Genomic DNA, 15,730 nt, shown 5'->3' with positions numbered 1-15,730 from the left:
ATCGCCCTCACGCGGCTGTGGTTCAGGTGACGTACTGGTACGGGATGCCCGAGGACGTGCCTGCCGGGGTGCGCACGACCACCGTCACCGTGCCCGGCGCCCCTCCGGGGGCGACAGCGATGATCTGTGTGTCGGAGACGGCGGTGAACGGCACCGGAACACTCCCGAAGCGCACTTCGTCGGCGAAGGTCAGGCCGCTGCCGGTGAGGGTGACGGTGGTCCCGCCGAGGGCAGGGCCCGATGAGGGGTTGAGACTGCTGACGGCCGGAGCCACGAGGTATGTGTAGTACGCGGTGCCCGGCCCGGGCGTGCTGGTGCCGCCCGGTGTGGTGACGGTGACGGTCACCGAGCCCGATCCGCTGGGGGCGTTCGCGATGACCTGGCTGTCGGAGTCGACAGTGACGCCGGTGGCTGCAGTGGCCCCGAAGCGGACCGTGCTGGTCAGAGTCAGGTTGCTGCCGGTGATGGTGACGGTGTTTCCGGCGGAGAGCGGGCCCTTGTCGGGGCTGAGCAGGCTGATGGTCGGAGCCGGGATGTAGAAGTACGGCAGTGGATTGCTGGCGCCGCCCGCCGTGGTTACCGTGACCACGGCGGGGGCGGCCGGCGCCGCCGGCGCGGTGACGGTGACCTGGGTGGCGGAGTTGCCGGTGATGACGGCAGGACTCGTATTGAACTGCACCGAAGTGGCCGCTGACAGGTTGGTACCGGTGACGATGACCGTGTTTCCCCCCGAGGTCGGTCCCCGGCCAGGCGCCAGAGAGCTGAGCACCGGAATCGCGACATAGGCATAGGCGAAGCCGTTGCTCGTGCCCGATGTCGCAACAACAGTGACGTTCACCGTCCCGGAGCCCGCCGGCGAGGTGGCGATGATCTGACTGGTACTGATCACCGTGAACGAGGCCGAGACAGTTCCGAACTTGACGGCGGTGACACCGGTGAAGCCGCTGCCGTTGATCGTCACCGCCGTGCCTCCCGCGATCGGTCCCTTGTTGGGATCGAGACTGCTCACTACCGGGGCCATGGCCTGTTCCTTCCCGGACTCCTCAGGATGCTGCGCCCTGGCTGACGTGTGTCGGCCAGGGCGCAGCGGGTTCATGTTCGGCGCTCATCGGGTCGTCCCCGAATCGAACCGGCAGGTGCTGGCGACCCGTTGGCCCTGGGTGGGGCCGGGCAGGACCGGGGGCCTCTCGTTTGGATCGTGCCGGGTTCGCGTGCCCTGGCACGCGCGCTCGCCGCGTTGTCGTCGGTCGGCATGGCTCCGCCATGCCTCCCTCCTCCGCCTTGCGATCGCACGCACCGGACGCCGCGCACCCCGCCCTGCGGGCGGACGGCGCTATCTGTCAGACACGGCCTAATTGACGGTGTAGACGTCGCCGGCGACGATCGCGGTCTGGCCGCCGGGAGTGGTTGCCCGGACGTCGTACGTGCCTGCGGCGAGTCCCGCGGGGACGGTGGCAACGAGGGTGGTGTCGGAGAAGCTCGAGAAGTCGGCCTGGACCGCGGCACCGCCGGCCGTGGGGGTGAAGGTCACGATGCTGACGTCCACCAGATTTGCGCCGGTGACCGTGGTGTCCTCACCGACCAGTCCTGATGTGGGAGCCAGGCTGGTGACGGTCGGGACGTCGTAGTAGGAGTACTGGGTGGGGGCGCCGAGCGGGATGCTGGTACCGCCGGCGGTGGTGACGGTGCAGTCCACCGTGTCGAAGCTGGCACCGCCGAAGGCGCCGTGCGCGGGGCAGGTAACGGTCAACTGGCTGTCCGACACGACGGTCACCCCGGTGCCGGCACCCACGGCGCCGAACGTCACCCCGGTCGCGGTCAGCAGGCCACTGCCGAGGACGCTCAGGGATGTGGCAGTCGCAGGACCGGTGTTGGCACTGAGAGCATTGGGCGCCGGGGGGTCGATGTAGAAGAACGAGAGCGCATTGCTGGTCGAGGTGCCCGCAGTGACGCTGACGTTGACCTGGCCACCGCACAGCACCGGGATGGCGACGGTGACGGTGGTGGCGCTGACGGTGGCGGGGTTGATCTTCTTCGTTCCGAAGTTGACCTTGGTCGTGCCCGACAGGCTTGTGCCGGTCAGCGTGAGGGTGATCCCGTTGTGGCTCTGGGTGGGCGTCAGCGAGGTGAGAGTTGGCATGGCGGGTCTCCTTGCGCTCGTCGTACGGCCGTGGCAGGAGTGGTGCGGATGACCTTGAGTGGTACAAGTCCCCACTTCACGGAATGTCCCGGGCGTCTCCGGCGGGATGTGAGGCCGGGGATGGAACTGATGAGCCGCCACAGCGCGTCGACCGCGCGCAGCGGGACCGGTTGTGATAGGCGATTGAGGTCTCACGAAGCCGTGAGGCATCGCATGGCGGAACGGCCCGCGACTCACGGGGGATGGCCGGCCGGCCCTGACGCAAAGGGCCGGCCATCCCGTGGGAAGCGCTGACGGGTCGAATGACCCGGACGGTCCGTCTCGCCTGATTCGATTCAATCCGATGGATGCCGACACCAACAGAGCGCATTGAGGGTGTCGGTGGTTTATGCAATTGTCATATTGACTTTGCATTACTCTTTTTGTGCGCCGGAGTACGCTGCTCTTCACCGGCGGCGGGCGGTGGTGACGAGCTGGCGGCGGCGCTGAGGAGGCCAAGCCGCAGGCGGCGGGGGCTCCCAGAGCCGGGGCTTCCCGTCAGGGCGAACATCGGCATCCAGGCCGGCAGGTCGAGCGCAGGCCGGCCGTTGCCCGCCTGACGGTCCGGGCCGCGCTAAGAGCCGAACACCTGGGTCCAGGTCCAGTCGTCGGCGACCAGGCCGAGGCCCATAGTGGTCAGAGAGCAGTTGAGGATGTTGTCGCGGTGGCCCTGCGAGTTCATCCATGACTCCATCACCTGCTCGGGAGAGCTCTGGCCGCGGGCGATGTTCTCGGCGCCGGGGGCCTCGTGCCCCTGTGCCTGGGCCCTGTCGACGAAGGTGCGGCCGTCCTGGCTGGTGTGGTCGAAGTAGCCGTTGGCCGACATGTCCTCACTGTGCAGCTGGGCGGCGCGGGCCAGGCGGTCGTCGAGGGTCAGGGAGCGGCAGCCTGCTTTGGCGCGCTCAGAGTTGACGATCGCCAGGACCTTCTCGGCCTGGCTGTCCGCGGGATTGGTGGGTTTGGGCTGCTGCGCTGGATTTGTCGCCGCCGGTTTGGTCTTTGACGGGCGCGGGGTGGCGGCCGACGCGGTCGACGAGGGCTTCCGGGCTGTGGACTTGCTGGGCGAGGGAGACGGGGACGCCGAGGCGGTGGGCGACGGGGAGGTGGCGGGTGCCGAAGGCGTCGCGGACTGCGACTCGGTGGCGGACGCCGACTGCACCCGATCCCTCTCCTCGTCCGGCGACAGTAGGGCTGTCCCGGCGACCGTGCCTCCCGTGATCAGCAGGGCGGCAGCGGCGGCCACGGCGGTGGCACGCCGCCGCTTCTGTATTCGGCTTTGTATCCGGCGACTTCGGCGGTCGTGCGGTCGGCCACCGCCCACCGTCCTGAGGGCGGCGGTGTCGTCGCCCGGCGCTCCGGGCACTTTGCCCGAGACTGTGGAACCGTCCACGCCCAAGTGGCTGTCCATGGCTGTGTGGTCGTGGTCGCCCATGCCCGTGTGGCCGACCGCGCCGAAGGCCGCCGTGTCGCCGGGTGCACCGGCACCTCCGAAGGCAGCCAGCCCCGCGAGCCCGCCCAGCACCCCGGCCACCGGCACCAGGCCGAGGCCCACCAGAAGGCCCTCGGCAGGCACCAGTCCGGCTTCGAACCCCGAACAGAGGGCGCAGTCACGCGCGTGCCGCGCGATCCGCTTGCGCCACAGCGCCGACGGGATGCCGTCCCAGATCCCGATCGCCTGGTCCAGGAGCACGCAGCGGGGCACCGCGGACAGCGCCCGCACGACCACACGGGCCGTCTCCAACTGAGCCTTCATCCGCTGCACGCGCACAGCGGTGTGCTGCGGCGACAGCTCCAGCGCGGCGGCCACCTCGGCCCGCCCCAGCTCGCCCGCCGCCTCCAGCCACCACAGCGACAGCAACGCACGGTCGTCGGTGTCCAGCCAGCGGGTGGCGTCCGCCACCTCGCGCCGTTGACCCTCGAGACCGAGCCGCACGATCGTCAGATCCACGAAGTCCGCGCCCGGGTCGGCCACGTCGTACGCCTCCTGCAGATCCGAACTGGCCGGTTCGGCACGGTGCTTGTGCCAGTGGCGGCGTATCTGGTTCATCGTGATGGCCACCAGCCAGGACCGGACGCCGCCCGGGTCACGCAGCGATCCGAGACCGCGGAGCGCGCGGATCATGGTCTCCTGCACCACGTCGTCGGCATCGGCATGCCCGTTCAGCGCCCGGCCCACGATGTTGTACACAAGCGGCAGATACGCGGCGACAAGCTCGTCCTGTGCCCGCTGGTCGCCTCGCCGCGCCGCCTCGACCAACGCGCTGTCGTGTTCCCTGCTGGCTGCCACGCCTGTCCACTCCCTTTCTCGGTCCTTGCTTTTCTGTCCGACACAGGGGAGACCCCCGGCCGGGGAGCGCGATAACAGAAAGTGCGTCGCGAGCCGGGGCGCACGCTATGCGAATGAGTTTCGAACGGTGGCGAGTGGGTCAGGATGTGACGCGTCGTGCTGAAGCGGTGCCGTCGAACGGCCGTTGCTCGAACTGGGCGCCCTGGGCGTCTCCCGCGGTCAGGTGCAGGCCGGTTGTGCGGTTTTCTCTGCCCTGGGGCCGTCGATGGTGTGACACTGGTCGCCTGCGTCACTGGTTGTGACGCTGAGTCGATTCGGTTCAACGACGGGGGTGGGTATGACTGGGGTTGAGTTGGTGGCGGCCGCGCTGGCCGCGGGTGCTTCGGCAGGGCTCACGGACACCGCGAGCAGTGCGATCCGGGACACGTACGCAGCGTTGCGCGAGGCGGTTCGGCGGCGTCTTGCTGCTCGCGGCGAGGGCAGTGCGCGGATCCTGGAGGCGAGCGAGGTCGAGCCCGGGGTTTGGCAGGCCCAGTTGAGCGAGTTGCTGTCGGCATCCGGTGCCGACCGGGACGAGGAGATCCTGGCCACCGCACGGTCGTTGCTCCGGGATCTGGGCGTGGCCGGTTCGTACGCCGGGGCGAACGTCGTGGACGCCCGGGAGGCCAAGGGCGTGCAGGTGGGTGACCACAACACGCAGACCAACACATTCAACTGACAGGGCCGCGCTGGTGGGTGCGGACGAAGGCGGCCACGTAGTCGATGCCCGCGGGTCCAGGGGCCTGCAGATCGGCGACGGCAACCTTCAGCTCAACGCGTTCGCGCCCGTGCACCCGGCGGCGCGGTCGGCATATCTCTACCAGGTGCGGGCGATTGCCCCCGATGTCCTGACGGGCCGGGAGGACGAGCCGGCCGAACTCGCGGACTTCTGCACCCGGCCCGATGCAGGCGACTACCTGTGGTGGCGCGCCGATGTGTGGGCGGGAAAGTCCGCCCTGCTGTCCTGGTTCGTTCTGAACCCACCCTCCGCGGGCAACGTGCGGCCGCCGGGCCGCGTCCTTCTGGGCGTGAACGAACTCCTCGACCCCTCCAGCCCTGACCACTATGAAGAGACCGTGCTGCCTGGCCCGCTGTGGCGCCACGCCTTGTGGGCGGCGGGCATTACCGTCCTTGGGGTGGGCCTGGGTTGGGCCGGCGCCTTGTTCCGTACCGGCCCCGAGGAATACGGGCTGCCGCCTGCCGCTCCGGGGGCAGTCTGGCCGTATCTGGTCGCCTGGACCGCGATCGGCCTGGCGGCGGCAGCCGTACTGCGGGCTGCCGCCGCCAGGGTGCCGGTCTACGCCCCAGGGCCGATCGCAGTCGTGCTCACCCTCCTGGGCACCCGGCTCTCCCTGGGCTGGCGGCCGGAGGCTCCTGTGCTGGGTGCGATGGCCGCGGCCGCACTGACGGCGGCGGCCATATGGTGCGCCCTTGCGCTGCGCTCCGGCTCCCTCGACAACCGCGCCGGGGGAAGTACGTCCGGCGGGTGAGTGGGCGGAAGCCGACGTCACGAGGCTTCGTAGCCAGCATGCGCCCGGGAAACGATAAACGCCGGACTGAGCTCTGCGGCACGGCCGTGCACCAAGGTCATGTGGCTGCTGCCCGTCGGGTGGCGGTGGCCGGGGCCGCCGCGTCCCGCCGCTGCATTGCCCGCCGTAGGGCGCACGTCTGTCGAGGTCAAGGCAGTGTGGTGTGCGCGAGCGGCCGGTGGAGGGGGACGATAGTGAGGCCGGGGCTACGGACGTGGGCGCATGGTCCTGGCCTTCACCAGGCGTGATGTCGTGGCTGTGATCGGAAGGAGAGCCCGGAATATGGGTGCGACTGAGCCCTCGCGGGGCGATCTCGACGCGGCGGCCGCTCCGTCGGGGCCGGGCGGCCTGCTCGATGTGCTGAACGTGGCGGCCGTTCTCCTCGATGCCGAGGGCAGGATCGATCTCTGGAGTCCGCAGGCCGAGGACCTGTTCGGCTACAGCGCCGAGGAGGCCCTGGGCCAGTACGCCGCCCGCCTGCTGGTCAGCGAGGAGGCCCTGGAGCAGGTGCTGACGCTGTTCGCCCAGGTCATGGAAGGCGGCGGCAGCTGGGCCGGCGTCTTCCCCGTCCGGCACAAGGACGGCAGCACCCGGCTGGTGGAGTTCCGCAACATGCGGCTGCAGGACGACCAGCGGGACTATTACGCCCTGGGCCTGGCCGCCGATCGAACGACGCTACGGCAGGTCGAACGGGACCTGGCATTGTCCGCCCGACTGGTGTCCCAGTCGCCGATCGGACTGGGTGTGCTGGACACCGATCTTCGGTACGTCTCGGTCAACCCGGCGGAGGAGCGGATGAACGGCGTGCCTGCCGTCGAGCATATTGGTCGGCACGTCCATGAGGTGCTGCCCTTCTTGGACGAGTCCTTCGAAGGGGCGATGCGCGAGGTGTTGGCCACTGGCACCCCGGTCCTGGACCAGTACACCGTCGGCCGCACCCCGGCCGACCCGGACAACGACCACGCCTGGTCAATCTCGTTCTACCGGCTCGAGGCTCCCAACGGGAACGTCCTGGGGGTGGCAACCTCCAGCGTGGATGTCACCGAGCGGCACCGCGCCGTCGAAGAACAACGCCACACCGCCCTCACCCTCCAACGCAGCCTGCTGCCCCACCCGCCACCGCGGCGGCCGGGGCTGGAAGTCGCCACTCGCTACCGTCCCGCACAGGCCACCATCGAGATCGGCGGCGACTGGTTCGACGTCATTCCCCTGAGCGGCGACAAGACCGCCCTCGTCGTCGGCGACGTCATGGGCAGCGGGGTAGCAGCCGCAGCCACCATGGGCCAGCTCCGCACCGCTACCCGGACGCTGGCCGATCTCGATCTCGACCCCGCCCAGGTTCTGCACCACCTCGACCACATCACCGACGGACTCGACACCCTCGCGACCTGCGTCTATGCCGTCTACGACCCCCGCACCGCGCAGTGCCAGGTCTCCCTTGCCGGGCACCTGCCGCCCGTTCTCCACCATCCCGATGGCACGCGCGAGCTTCTCGACCTGCCCACCGGCGCACCGCTGGGCGGCTGCGGCGTCGCCTTCCACACCACCTGCCTCGACATCGAGCCACGCGCCCAGCTCGTCCTCTACACCGACGGCCTGGTCGAGACCCGCGACCAGCCGATCGACGCACGCCTCGAAGCTCTCCTCGACGTGCTCGATGACCCCAACCGCTCGCTGGACGACACCTGTGACCTGCTTCTGCACACCCTGCGCCACCCGGGAGACCACGACGATGTGGCCCTGCTCATCGCCCGGGCCGGCGAGCTCCTTGTCGTCGGGGATCAATGCGGTGCGTGACGCTCGTTACGGTCGTCAGGACGCCGGAGTAAGACCGAGCGAGAAGAAGTAGGTGCCGACGGCCGCCAGGTACGTGGGATCCGTCGTCTCGCTGTCCGTGACGAACTGGGGTGCGGCTTTGATCTCCTCCCAGGTCGACGCGACCGTCACCGTTTGGGCGCCGGTGTCGATGCGGGTGACCGCGCCGGCCGGGATGAGGACACTCCTGCCGAACAGCCATACGCCGTTGTCGACGACCAGGTGCTGGATCCCGGGTTGGTCCTGCTGCCGGTCCACCTGTCCGATGGCCCCGTCGGCGGCCTGGACGGCGAAACCCACCAGCGACTGCTCCGGGGTGTAGCCGCTTCCCTGCGCGTATGCCCAGATGCTGCTCACGGCTTCGTCTCTCCTCGCTGCACCGTCAGAGATAAGGAACCAAGGTGACGTCATCGGCATGGTCGCCGCATGGCACACCGCTTGGCGCCGTCCTCTGCGCATACCCCCTGCCACTGAAACCGCAACCGATGGTTCACCCGTCGGCTCTGGACCAACTCGATCCGGAAGACGCTCCCCGCGCCCGGTACGGCGGGCTTCGGCCGTGCCGTGAATGCCGCCTCGGCAGCTGCTGTCGGACGGGCACAGCGTGGCCGGTGGTCGGAGTGAGCGAAGCGGCTCCGGTCAGGTGCGCAGGATTCCGTTACGGCCGTCGTGTCCGTCGGCCTGGTCTTCGTCGAACCAGTAGTCGCCGGCCGCGAGGTAGCGGAACTCATATTGCTGCTCGCCGGGCAGTGTGACGGCGACGGCACGCGTGCCGTCCTTGCGGGCGGCAAAGGTATGGGTGCCGGGCTGCCAGTCGTTGAAGTCGCCGACGACGCTGACCTGACCGTCGGGTTGGTCCGCTGGGATGACGAAGGTGACCTCGGTGTGCTGCTTTCCACAGGAGCGCTCAAGCATGGGAATACCTTCTTCTGGGAGGGCTTGGGGTCAGGTTCCCGCCCCGAGCCGCTCCCGTCGCGCCCGGCTGCGCCGACGGTGCGGCCCTGTCGCCCGAACAGCCCCTTTCGGCCAGGGTGCCCAGGCGAGGTGCGGCCGGGCCGCCGGCCTGAGCGCAGCCGCAACGGGCAGCGGCACATCCATCGACCGGTCGGCATCGAGTATTGGATGACTTCGCGAGTCAATCGGAGATCAGCCGAGTGATCACCATCGATGAAGTTTGATCGCTGTGTGTGCGGAAGAGGTCCCCTCAAGGACGGGTGACGGTTCGGTTGCATGGTGGTGAGCCGCCGTTGCCTTGGTTGGATTGCGTCGTTTGGCCGGGCATGGATGCCTCCGGAAGTGACCCGATCCCGGTTCCCGATGCCCGGCTCATGGGCGCCTATTGGCTCGCCTCTCGGGTGCATGAAGAAGACGACTGCATGTGGTGTGTGCAGCTGCGGGAGGCTGACGTCCGGGCCCATCGGGCATCCCCGGGGGAACAACGTTCCCCCACGGCATGGGTGGTGCCCCCCGGTCTGCCTCCCCGTCCTTCACAGCCCGGGGGGTGATGGCGGTGCGGGTGGCGATGGTCGGCCTTGCCGTGGTCACCATTGTCGCCGGGGTTCTTGCAACGGCGATGGGTGGCTGAGGGGTCAGCCGCCAGTATCCGGCGAGGCCGCTGGTGGCGGTGGCGGTGGCGGTGGCGGTGACGGTGTCCAGGCTCATCGTGATGCGGGAGTTCCGGTCGTATCGATCCCAGTTCGGCATGGGGTGGGGGCTGGGACTGCCGGTGCGGATGAAGGAGATCCAGGACTGGTGCATGGTTGTGGCGAGGCGTCTCGGACCCTGGGGCTGAGGCCTGTCAGGAACGGTGCCTGCGACCACTTGTCGAACTTGTTGAACGTGAATCGCAGCTCCAGGCAGTGCGCGGCGGCCAGTTGACCGTTGTGCGCGGGCGTGCGGAGGTCGAACTGATAAGCCCGGACGGGATGCCCACGGGATGCCCACGGGTTGCTCGGCGCTCGGCGAGTGCCAGGCGGGTCGCAGGCGTCCTGAAGAACGCCGCCGAGAGCTGTTCGAACTCGTCCTCCGTCAGACGAATCTGGTCGCCAGACGGCGGCTACGCTCTGGGCGCCTGCGAGATCCGCACCATGTTGCCCGAGGGGTCCCGGAACAGGCAGTCGCGCGGGCCCCAGGGCTGGTCGATGGGCTCCTGAAGCACCTCGGCGCCGGATGCCAGCACCTTCTCGAAGGTCGCGTTGAGATCGTCGGCGCGGAAGACGATGTCCGGCAGGACGCCCTTGGTGAGCAGTTCCTGCAGGGCGTCGCCGTCGGCCTGGGATCGGCCGGCGTGCGGTTCCGAGAGCACGATCCCAAGGCCGGGCTGGGTCGCGCTGCCGAGGGCGACCCAGCGGAATCCGCCAGAGGCGACGTCGTTGCGCACCTCAAGGCCGAGCGCGTCGCGGTAGAAGGCGAGCGCCTCGTCCGGGTCGTTGACGGTGATACTGCAGTACTGGAGTGCGATGGTCATGCGGCCAACGCTAGAGCGCGGTTTCGCGGACCGCTTCTCGAATCCTGCTCGGTACGTCTCCGGTCGGCCGGGTGCGCACCTTCGCCACACACGCCGGCAACGCCATCGCCCGCTCGATGCGGCGGGTCATGAGGTAGCTGTACGGCGTCTCGCGCGAGAACACACTCGTCCCGGCTCCCGGCTGAGGGCACTGACGCCGGCCGCCGTGGGCCACGAGGGGGCTTATGACGGTCGGCGGCGGGACCACTCCCGGTAGGCGGCCACCGCAGTGGGCAGGGTCGGGAAGATCAGGTCGGGCCGACGGATTCGGTGAGTCCGTAGGCGTCAAGCTCTTCGCGCAGGTCCTGTTTGACCCGGGCCATCGCGAACACGATGCCGCGTGCGCCCAGTTCGCGGCGCAGGGAGTCGACGGAGTCCAGGGCGGTGATGTCCACTTCCACGTTGGCTTCGGTGTTGAGCACGAACCAGTTCACCCGGCTCGTCTGCTCTATGACGGCGGCGAGTGCGCGGCGGCGGAAGTCCTCGGCGTTGGCAAGGGCCCGGCAAGGCACCATCGCCCCCTCGCCACGTAGTGCACTTCTGTGCTCCCACCGGAAGCCCTGAAAGCGCGACAGGCCTCCCGGACAGGGGCCGGTCGGCCCCTGTCCGGGACCTGCGGCCCCTCCTGTATGCCCGCCGCGACCACGACGCTGGAAGCGGATCACCCGATGGATCCACCACGCTCCCCTGGAGGCGTGCACCATGACCCGCACTGTCACCGTGGGCCTTGACGGATCACCCGAGAGCCACGCCGCTGCGGAGTGGGCGGCCCGGGAAGCGAAGATGCGCGGCCTGCCGCTGAGGCTGGTCAACGTCTGGGAGCCGGTGCCGCCCCTGGCTCGGGCTCCTCTTCTCGGCGAAGAGACCCAGCAGCACTGGGCCGAGCGAAGCGAGATGGGGGCACCCACGGCCGGAGGCCGGGGGAGGATTCCACGCGAGGCGGCCGAGGCGCTCCGGCTCAGCCGCCAACTGGCCGCCGCCTTGCTGGTCGTCGTCGGGCGCCGCATCCGCCGCTCGCCGTTCGGAACCCACATCGGGCCCGTCACCCATGCCGTACTGCACCACGCCACCGCGCCCGTCGTGGTGATCCCCCACCCGTGACGGAGAACAGATCTCCGTGTCCCGGCAGGTGACCTCGGTCGGCGAGTGCTTCGATGACGTAAGGCGAGGCCCCGAAGGAAGGTGAGTTCGATGGAGCTGCCCCTGGTAGTGGGCGTGGACGGTTCCGAGTCGAGTCTGAGAGCCGTGGACTGGGCGGCCGACGAGGCCGCTCTGCACAGAGCGCCCCTGCGCCTGGTGAATGCCTCGCTGTGGGAGAGGTACGAAGGCGCCGCGCTCGCCGACGACCTGGGCAAGCCCTCGGAGCGAGTGCTCGCCGAGAACATCGTCGCCTCGGCCACGGACCGCGCCCGCCGCCGCAGCCCGGATCTGAAGATCTCCACTGACATCCTGCCCGAGGACGCGGTGACCGCCCTCCTGCACGAGGGCCGCAACGCCTCCGCGCTGGTGATCGGCTCGCACGGGCGCAGCGGCATCGCCGAGCTGCTGCTCGGCTCGGTCAGCCTGGCCGTCGCCGCCCGTGCCGACTGCCCGGTGATCGTGCTCCGCGGCGGCCACGACAGCCGGCCCGGCCGCGGAATTCATCAGCGCATCGTCCTCGGCGTCGACGAGCCGCCGGAAGGATCGGCCGCCGTGCGGTTCGCCTTCCTTGAGGCCGAGGTGCGGCATGCCGAGCTGCACGCCGTACGCGCCTGGCGGCGCCCGGCGCACGAGACCACCGAGCACCCTCTGCCGGCGGGGGAGCCTGCCCGCTATGACGAGAACCGGGCAGCGGAGACCGTGGAAGAGGCGCTGCGCGCGGCCGTGGCGGAGCATCCGTCCGTCGAGCTGCACCGCCGGACCGTCGAAGGCCCCGCCCGCACGGTGCTGATGGACGCCTCGGCCACCGCCGATCTGCTGGTCGTCGGCGCCGAGCGACGCCACGGGCACGTCGGGCTTCAGCTCGGCCGGGTCGCCCACGCGGTGCTGCACCGTGCCGTCTGTCCTGTGGCCGTCGTGCCCCAGTGGGTGTGACGGTGATGGCCGCCGTCTCAGTCCGTCAGATGGGCCGCATGGTCGGGGACGTACGTCTGCAGATCCCGCGGCGGGCGGACGTAGCCGGTGGACGGTGGCCTGGCCGGAAGTTCGAGCACCGGCGGCGGCACCTCGTGGTACGGAAGGGAGCCGAGCAGATGGGCCATCATGTTGAGCCGTGCCCGGCGCTTGTCGTCGCTCTCCACGACGTACCACGGTGCTTCCGGGATGTCCGTGTGCACCAGCATCTGGTCCTTGGCCCGCGAGTAGGCCTCCCACCGGGTGATCGACTCGAGGTCCATCGGCGACAGCTTCCAGCGTCGCGTCGGGTCCTGGAGCCGGCGCCTGAACCGCTGCTCCTGCACGGCGTCGCTCACCGAGAACCAGTACTTGCGCAGCAGGACCCCGTCCTCGACCAGCATCCGCTCGAAGATGGGGCACTGGTGGAGGAAACGCTGGTGCTCCTCCTTCGTGCAGAAACCCATCACATGCTCGACGCCGGCGCGGTTGTACCAGCTCCGGTCGAACAGGACGATCTCTCCGGCGGCCGGCAGGTGCTCGACGTACCGCTGGAAGTACCACTGGGTGCGCTGGCGCTCCGTGGGCTTGGGCAGGGCCACGGTCCGCGCGACCCGCGGGTTGAGGTGTTCCGCGACCCGTTTGATGGTGCCGCCCTTGCCCGCCGCGTCCCGCCCCTCGAACACCACCACCAGCCGGGCGTCCTCCGCCCGCACCCACTCCTGGACCTTCACCAGCTCCGTCTGCAACCTCAGCAGCTCCCGCTCGTACACCGATCGCGGCAGTGTCGCCACCGGCCGCTCCTTCTTGCCGGCCATGCCGCCTCCTCAGCTCGATGACATTACGGAGTCACTCATGCCCGAGGCCAAGCACCAGGACAGCACCGTACGGACGGAACCGACCGTACTGACCGACGAGGAACTGCGCACCCTTGACGCCCACTGGCGGGCGGCCAACTATCTGGCCGTCGGGCAGATCTATCTGATGGCCAACCCGCTGCTGCACGAACCTCTGCGCCCCGAGCACATCAAACCGAGGCTGCTCGGCCACTGGGGCACCTCGCCGGGGCTCAATCTCGTGCACACCCATCTCAACCGCGTCATCAAGGAACGCGGTCTCGACGCGCTGTGCGTGTGGGGCCCGGGGCACGGCGGGCCCGCAGTCCTCGCCAACTCCTGGCTGGAGGGCAGCTACAGCGAGACCTATCCGGACGTCAGCCGGGACGCGCAGGGCATGGAGCGCCTGTTCCGCCAGTTCTCCTTCCCCGGCGGCGTGCCCAGCCATGTCGCCCCGGAGACCCCGGGCTCCATCCACGAGGGCGGTGAACTGGGCTACTCACTCGCCCACGCCTACGGAGCCGCCCTCGACAACCCCGACCTGCTGGTCGCCTGCGTCATCGGCGACGGCGAGGCCGAAACCGGTCCGCTGGCCGCGTCCTGGCACTCCAACAAGTTCCTCGACCCCGTCCACGACGGCGCCGTCCTGCCCATCCTCCACCTCAACGGCTACAAGATCGCCAACCCGACGGTCCTGGCCCGCCTGCCGGAACCCGAACTCGACGACTTGCTTCGCGGCTACGGACACGAGCCGATCCATGTCACCGGCGACGACCCGCTCCAGGTACACCGCGACATGGCCGCCGCACTCGACCACGCACTGGACCGGATCGCGCTCATGCAGCGCACGGCCCGCGAGGAAGGCAGGACGGAACGGGCGCGCTGGCCGGTGATCGTGCTGCGCACGCCCAAGGGCTGGACCGGGCCCGCCGTGGTCGACGGAGAGCCCGTCGAGGGCACCTGGCGCTCGCACCAGGTGCCGCTGGCCGGCGTGCGCGAAATCCCCGACCATCTACGGCAGTTGGAGGCCTGGTTGCGCTCCTACCGGCCGGACGAACTCTTCGACACGCACGGCTCCCCGACCAGTGAGGTGCTCGCCTGCGTGCCCGGAGGCGCGCGCCGGTTGGGCGCCACGCCGCACGCCAACGGCGGCCTCCTCGTACGCGAACTGCCCCTCCCGCCGCTGGAGCGCTTCGCCGTCCCCGTCGACAAGCCCGGCGCGACGCTGCACGAACCCACCCGGGTCCTCGGTGATCTCCTCGAAATGGTCATGGAGGACTCCAGCGACCGTCGCGACTTCCGGCTGGTCGGGCCCGACGAGACCGCGTCGAACCGGCTCGGAGCGGTCTTCGCCGCCACCGACAAGGTCTGGCAGGCGAGGATCGAGCCGACCGACGAACACCTCGCCCGGCACGGCCGGGTCATGGAGATCCTCTCCGAACACCTCTGCCAGGGCTGGCTGGAGGGCTATCTGCTCACCGGCCGGCACGGGCTGTTCTCCTGCTACGAAGCCTTCGTCCACATCGTCGACTCCATGGTCAACCAGCACATCAAATGGCTGAGGACCTCCCGCCAACTGTCGTGGCGGGCCCCGATTCCCTCCCTCAACTATCTCCTCACCTCGCACGTGTGGCGGCAGGACCACAACGGCTTCTCGCACCAGGACCCGGGCTTCGTCGACCACGTGCTCAACAAGAGCCCCGAGGTCGTACGGGTCTACCTGCCGCCGGACGCCAACACACTGCTCTCCGTCGCCGACCACGCCCTGCGCAGCCGCGACTACGTGAATGTGATCGTCGCCGGAAAGCAGCCCTGCTTCGACTGGCTGTCCATGGATCAAGCCAAGGCCCACTGCGCACGTGGCGCCGGGATCTGGGAGTGGGCGGGCACGAACCACGAACGCGAGCCGGAGGTCGTCCTGGCTTGCGCCGGCGACGTACCCACCCAGGAGGTCCTCGCCGCGGCCGGCCTGCTCCGCCGTCATCTGCCCGAGCTCGCGGTGCGGGTCGTCAACGTGGTTGACATCGCCCGGCTGATGCCGCGCGAGGAACACCCGCACGGGATGAGCGACTTCGAGTACGACGGACTGTTCACCCGCGACAAGCCGGTGATCTTCGCGTACCACGGATATCCCTGGCTGATCCACCGGCTCGCCTACCGCCGCACCGGCCACCCCAACCTGCATGTCCGCGGCTACAAGGAGATGGGCACCACCACGACCCCGTTCGACATGATCGTCCGCAACGACCTGGACCGCTACCGGCTGGTCATGGACGTCATCGACCGCGTCCCCGGGCTCGCCGTGCGCGCCGCCGCCGTACGTCAGCGGATGGCCGACGCCCGAACCCGCCACCACTCCTGGATCCGCGAACACGGCACCGACCTGCCCGAGGTCGCGGACTGGACCTGGACCGGCTGAACCCCTCCTCAATCCACCGAGAGGAGCTC

General features: G+C 69.4%; 13 protein-coding genes and 2 pseudogenes. 6 read left to right on the top strand and 9 right to left on the bottom strand.

The window, feature by feature from the left end:
* Positions 1–22: 22 nt before the first annotated feature.
* From SLUN_RS02345 to SLUN_RS02330, 3 genes are all read right to left on the bottom strand, one after another.
* Positions 23–1,021 carry an IPT/TIG domain-containing protein gene (locus SLUN_RS02345; protein ID WP_108146937.1) on the bottom strand — a complete coding sequence of 333 codons (999 nt, stop codon included), beginning with the start codon at positions 1,019–1,021 and terminating at the stop codon, positions 23–25.
* Positions 1,022–1,351: 330 nt separating this feature from the next.
* Positions 1,352–2,140, bottom strand: coding sequence for an IPT/TIG domain-containing protein (locus SLUN_RS02335; RefSeq protein ID WP_159100158.1), 789 nt, complete (start codon positions 2,138–2,140; stop codon positions 1,352–1,354).
* A 613-nt stretch (positions 2,141–2,753) separates the two neighbouring features.
* A complete protein-coding gene (locus SLUN_RS02330; RefSeq protein WP_108146935.1) occupies positions 2,754–4,466 on the bottom strand; it encodes a sigma-70 family RNA polymerase sigma factor in 1,713 nt (570 codons plus the stop codon).
* A gap of 337 nt (positions 4,467–4,803) precedes the next feature.
* Here SLUN_RS02330 and SLUN_RS02325 point away from each other — a divergent pair, with 337 nt between their 5' ends.
* The 3 genes from SLUN_RS02325 to SLUN_RS02315 all read left to right on the top strand — a co-directional run bounded on the left by SLUN_RS02325 (position 4,804) and on the right by SLUN_RS02315 (position 7,831).
* Complete coding sequence (locus SLUN_RS02325; protein WP_108146934.1) at positions 4,804–5,184, top strand: Het-E N-terminal domain-containing protein; 381 nt, start codon at positions 4,804–4,806, stop codon at positions 5,182–5,184.
* Between the two features lie 13 nt (positions 5,185–5,197).
* Positions 5,198–5,995: a hypothetical protein gene (locus tag SLUN_RS41985; protein WP_306610661.1), complete on the top strand. Its 798-nt coding sequence runs from the start codon at positions 5,198–5,200 to the stop codon at positions 5,993–5,995.
* A 321-nt stretch (positions 5,996–6,316) separates the two neighbouring features.
* Entirely contained in the window at positions 6,317–7,831 is a 1,515-nt protein-coding gene (locus SLUN_RS02315) for a SpoIIE family protein phosphatase (protein WP_108146933.1), read from the top strand.
* A 15-nt stretch (positions 7,832–7,846) separates the two neighbouring features.
* Here SLUN_RS02315 and SLUN_RS02310 read toward each other — a convergent pair whose 3' ends face one another.
* The 5 genes and pseudogenes from SLUN_RS02310 to SLUN_RS02290 form a co-directional block, all read right to left on the bottom strand.
* Entirely contained in the window at positions 7,847–8,206 is a 360-nt protein-coding gene (locus SLUN_RS02310) for a PRC-barrel domain-containing protein (RefSeq protein WP_108146932.1), read from the bottom strand.
* Between the two features lie 282 nt (positions 8,207–8,488).
* Complete coding sequence (locus SLUN_RS02305; protein WP_108146931.1) at positions 8,489–8,764, bottom strand: isoamylase early set domain-containing protein; 276 nt, start codon at positions 8,762–8,764, stop codon at positions 8,489–8,491.
* A gap of 1,141 nt (positions 8,765–9,905) precedes the next feature.
* A complete protein-coding gene (locus tag SLUN_RS02300) occupies positions 9,906–10,316 on the bottom strand; it encodes a VOC family protein (protein ID WP_108146930.1) in 411 nt (136 codons plus the stop codon).
* Positions 10,317–10,326: 10 nt separating this feature from the next.
* On the bottom strand, positions 10,327–10,479 hold the full coding sequence (locus tag SLUN_RS02295) for a hypothetical protein (protein ID WP_175314131.1): 153 nt from the start codon (positions 10,477–10,479) through the stop codon (positions 10,327–10,329).
* A gap of 59 nt (positions 10,480–10,538) precedes the next feature.
* A pseudogene (locus SLUN_RS02290) lies at positions 10,539–10,849 on the bottom strand (STAS domain-containing protein); the annotation flags it as partial.
* A gap of 208 nt (positions 10,850–11,057) precedes the next feature.
* Between SLUN_RS02290 and SLUN_RS40785 the strand changes: the two are divergent.
* Both SLUN_RS40785 and SLUN_RS02280 read left to right on the top strand, forming a co-directional pair.
* Positions 11,058–11,444, top strand: a pseudogene (locus SLUN_RS40785) (universal stress protein); the annotation flags it as partial.
* Between the two features lie 102 nt (positions 11,445–11,546).
* Positions 11,547–12,428, top strand: a complete 882-nt coding sequence (locus SLUN_RS02280) for a universal stress protein (RefSeq protein ID WP_108146929.1) — start codon at positions 11,547–11,549, stop codon at positions 12,426–12,428.
* Between the two features lie 17 nt (positions 12,429–12,445).
* On the opposite strand, the gene ppk2 is transcribed toward SLUN_RS02280, so the two are convergent.
* Entirely contained in the window at positions 12,446–13,264 is an 819-nt protein-coding gene (gene ppk2 / locus SLUN_RS02275; RefSeq protein ID WP_108146928.1) for a polyphosphate kinase 2, read from the bottom strand.
* A 37-nt stretch (positions 13,265–13,301) separates the two neighbouring features.
* Here ppk2 and SLUN_RS02270 point away from each other — a divergent pair, with 37 nt between their 5' ends.
* Positions 13,302–15,701 (top strand): phosphoketolase family protein, encoded by a 2,400-nt coding sequence (locus SLUN_RS02270; RefSeq protein ID WP_108146927.1) that lies wholly within the window; start codon positions 13,302–13,304, stop codon positions 15,699–15,701.
* Positions 15,702–15,730: the final 29 nt, after the last annotated feature.

Source organism: Streptomyces lunaelactis (assembly GCF_003054555.1).
GTDB classification, from domain to species: Bacteria; Actinomycetota; Actinomycetes; order Streptomycetales; family Streptomycetaceae; genus Streptomyces; species Streptomyces lunaelactis.
The sequence above is the reverse complement of the archived record's forward strand: the minus strand, read 5'-3'. Positions and strand labels throughout refer to the sequence as shown.

Excerpts from the sequence above, each read along its gene's own strand:
- SLUN_RS02270 (WP_108146927.1), top strand. The coding sequence starts at position 13,302 with ATGCCCGAGGCCAAGCACCAGGACAGCACCGTACGGACGGAACCGACC.
- ppk2 (WP_108146928.1), bottom strand. The coding sequence starts at position 13,264 with ATGGCCGGCAAGAAGGAGCGGCCGGTGGCGACACTGCCGCGATCGGTG.
- SLUN_RS02315 (WP_108146933.1), top strand. The coding sequence starts at position 6,317 with ATGGGTGCGACTGAGCCCTCGCGGGGCGATCTCGACGCGGCGGCCGCT.
- SLUN_RS02325 (WP_108146934.1), top strand. The coding sequence starts at position 4,804 with ATGACTGGGGTTGAGTTGGTGGCGGCCGCGCTGGCCGCGGGTGCTTCG.
- SLUN_RS02305 (WP_108146931.1), bottom strand. The coding sequence starts at position 8,764 with ATGCTTGAGCGCTCCTGTGGAAAGCAGCACACCGAGGTCACCTTCGTC.
- SLUN_RS02335 (WP_159100158.1), bottom strand. The coding sequence starts at position 2,140 with ATGCCAACTCTCACCTCGCTGACGCCCACCCAGAGCCACAACGGGATC.
- SLUN_RS02345 (WP_108146937.1), bottom strand. The coding sequence starts at position 1,021 with ATGGCCCCGGTAGTGAGCAGTCTCGATCCCAACAAGGGACCGATCGCG.
- SLUN_RS02280 (WP_108146929.1), top strand. The coding sequence starts at position 11,547 with ATGGAGCTGCCCCTGGTAGTGGGCGTGGACGGTTCCGAGTCGAGTCTG.
- SLUN_RS02300 (WP_108146930.1), bottom strand. The coding sequence starts at position 10,316 with ATGACCATCGCACTCCAGTACTGCAGTATCACCGTCAACGACCCGGAC.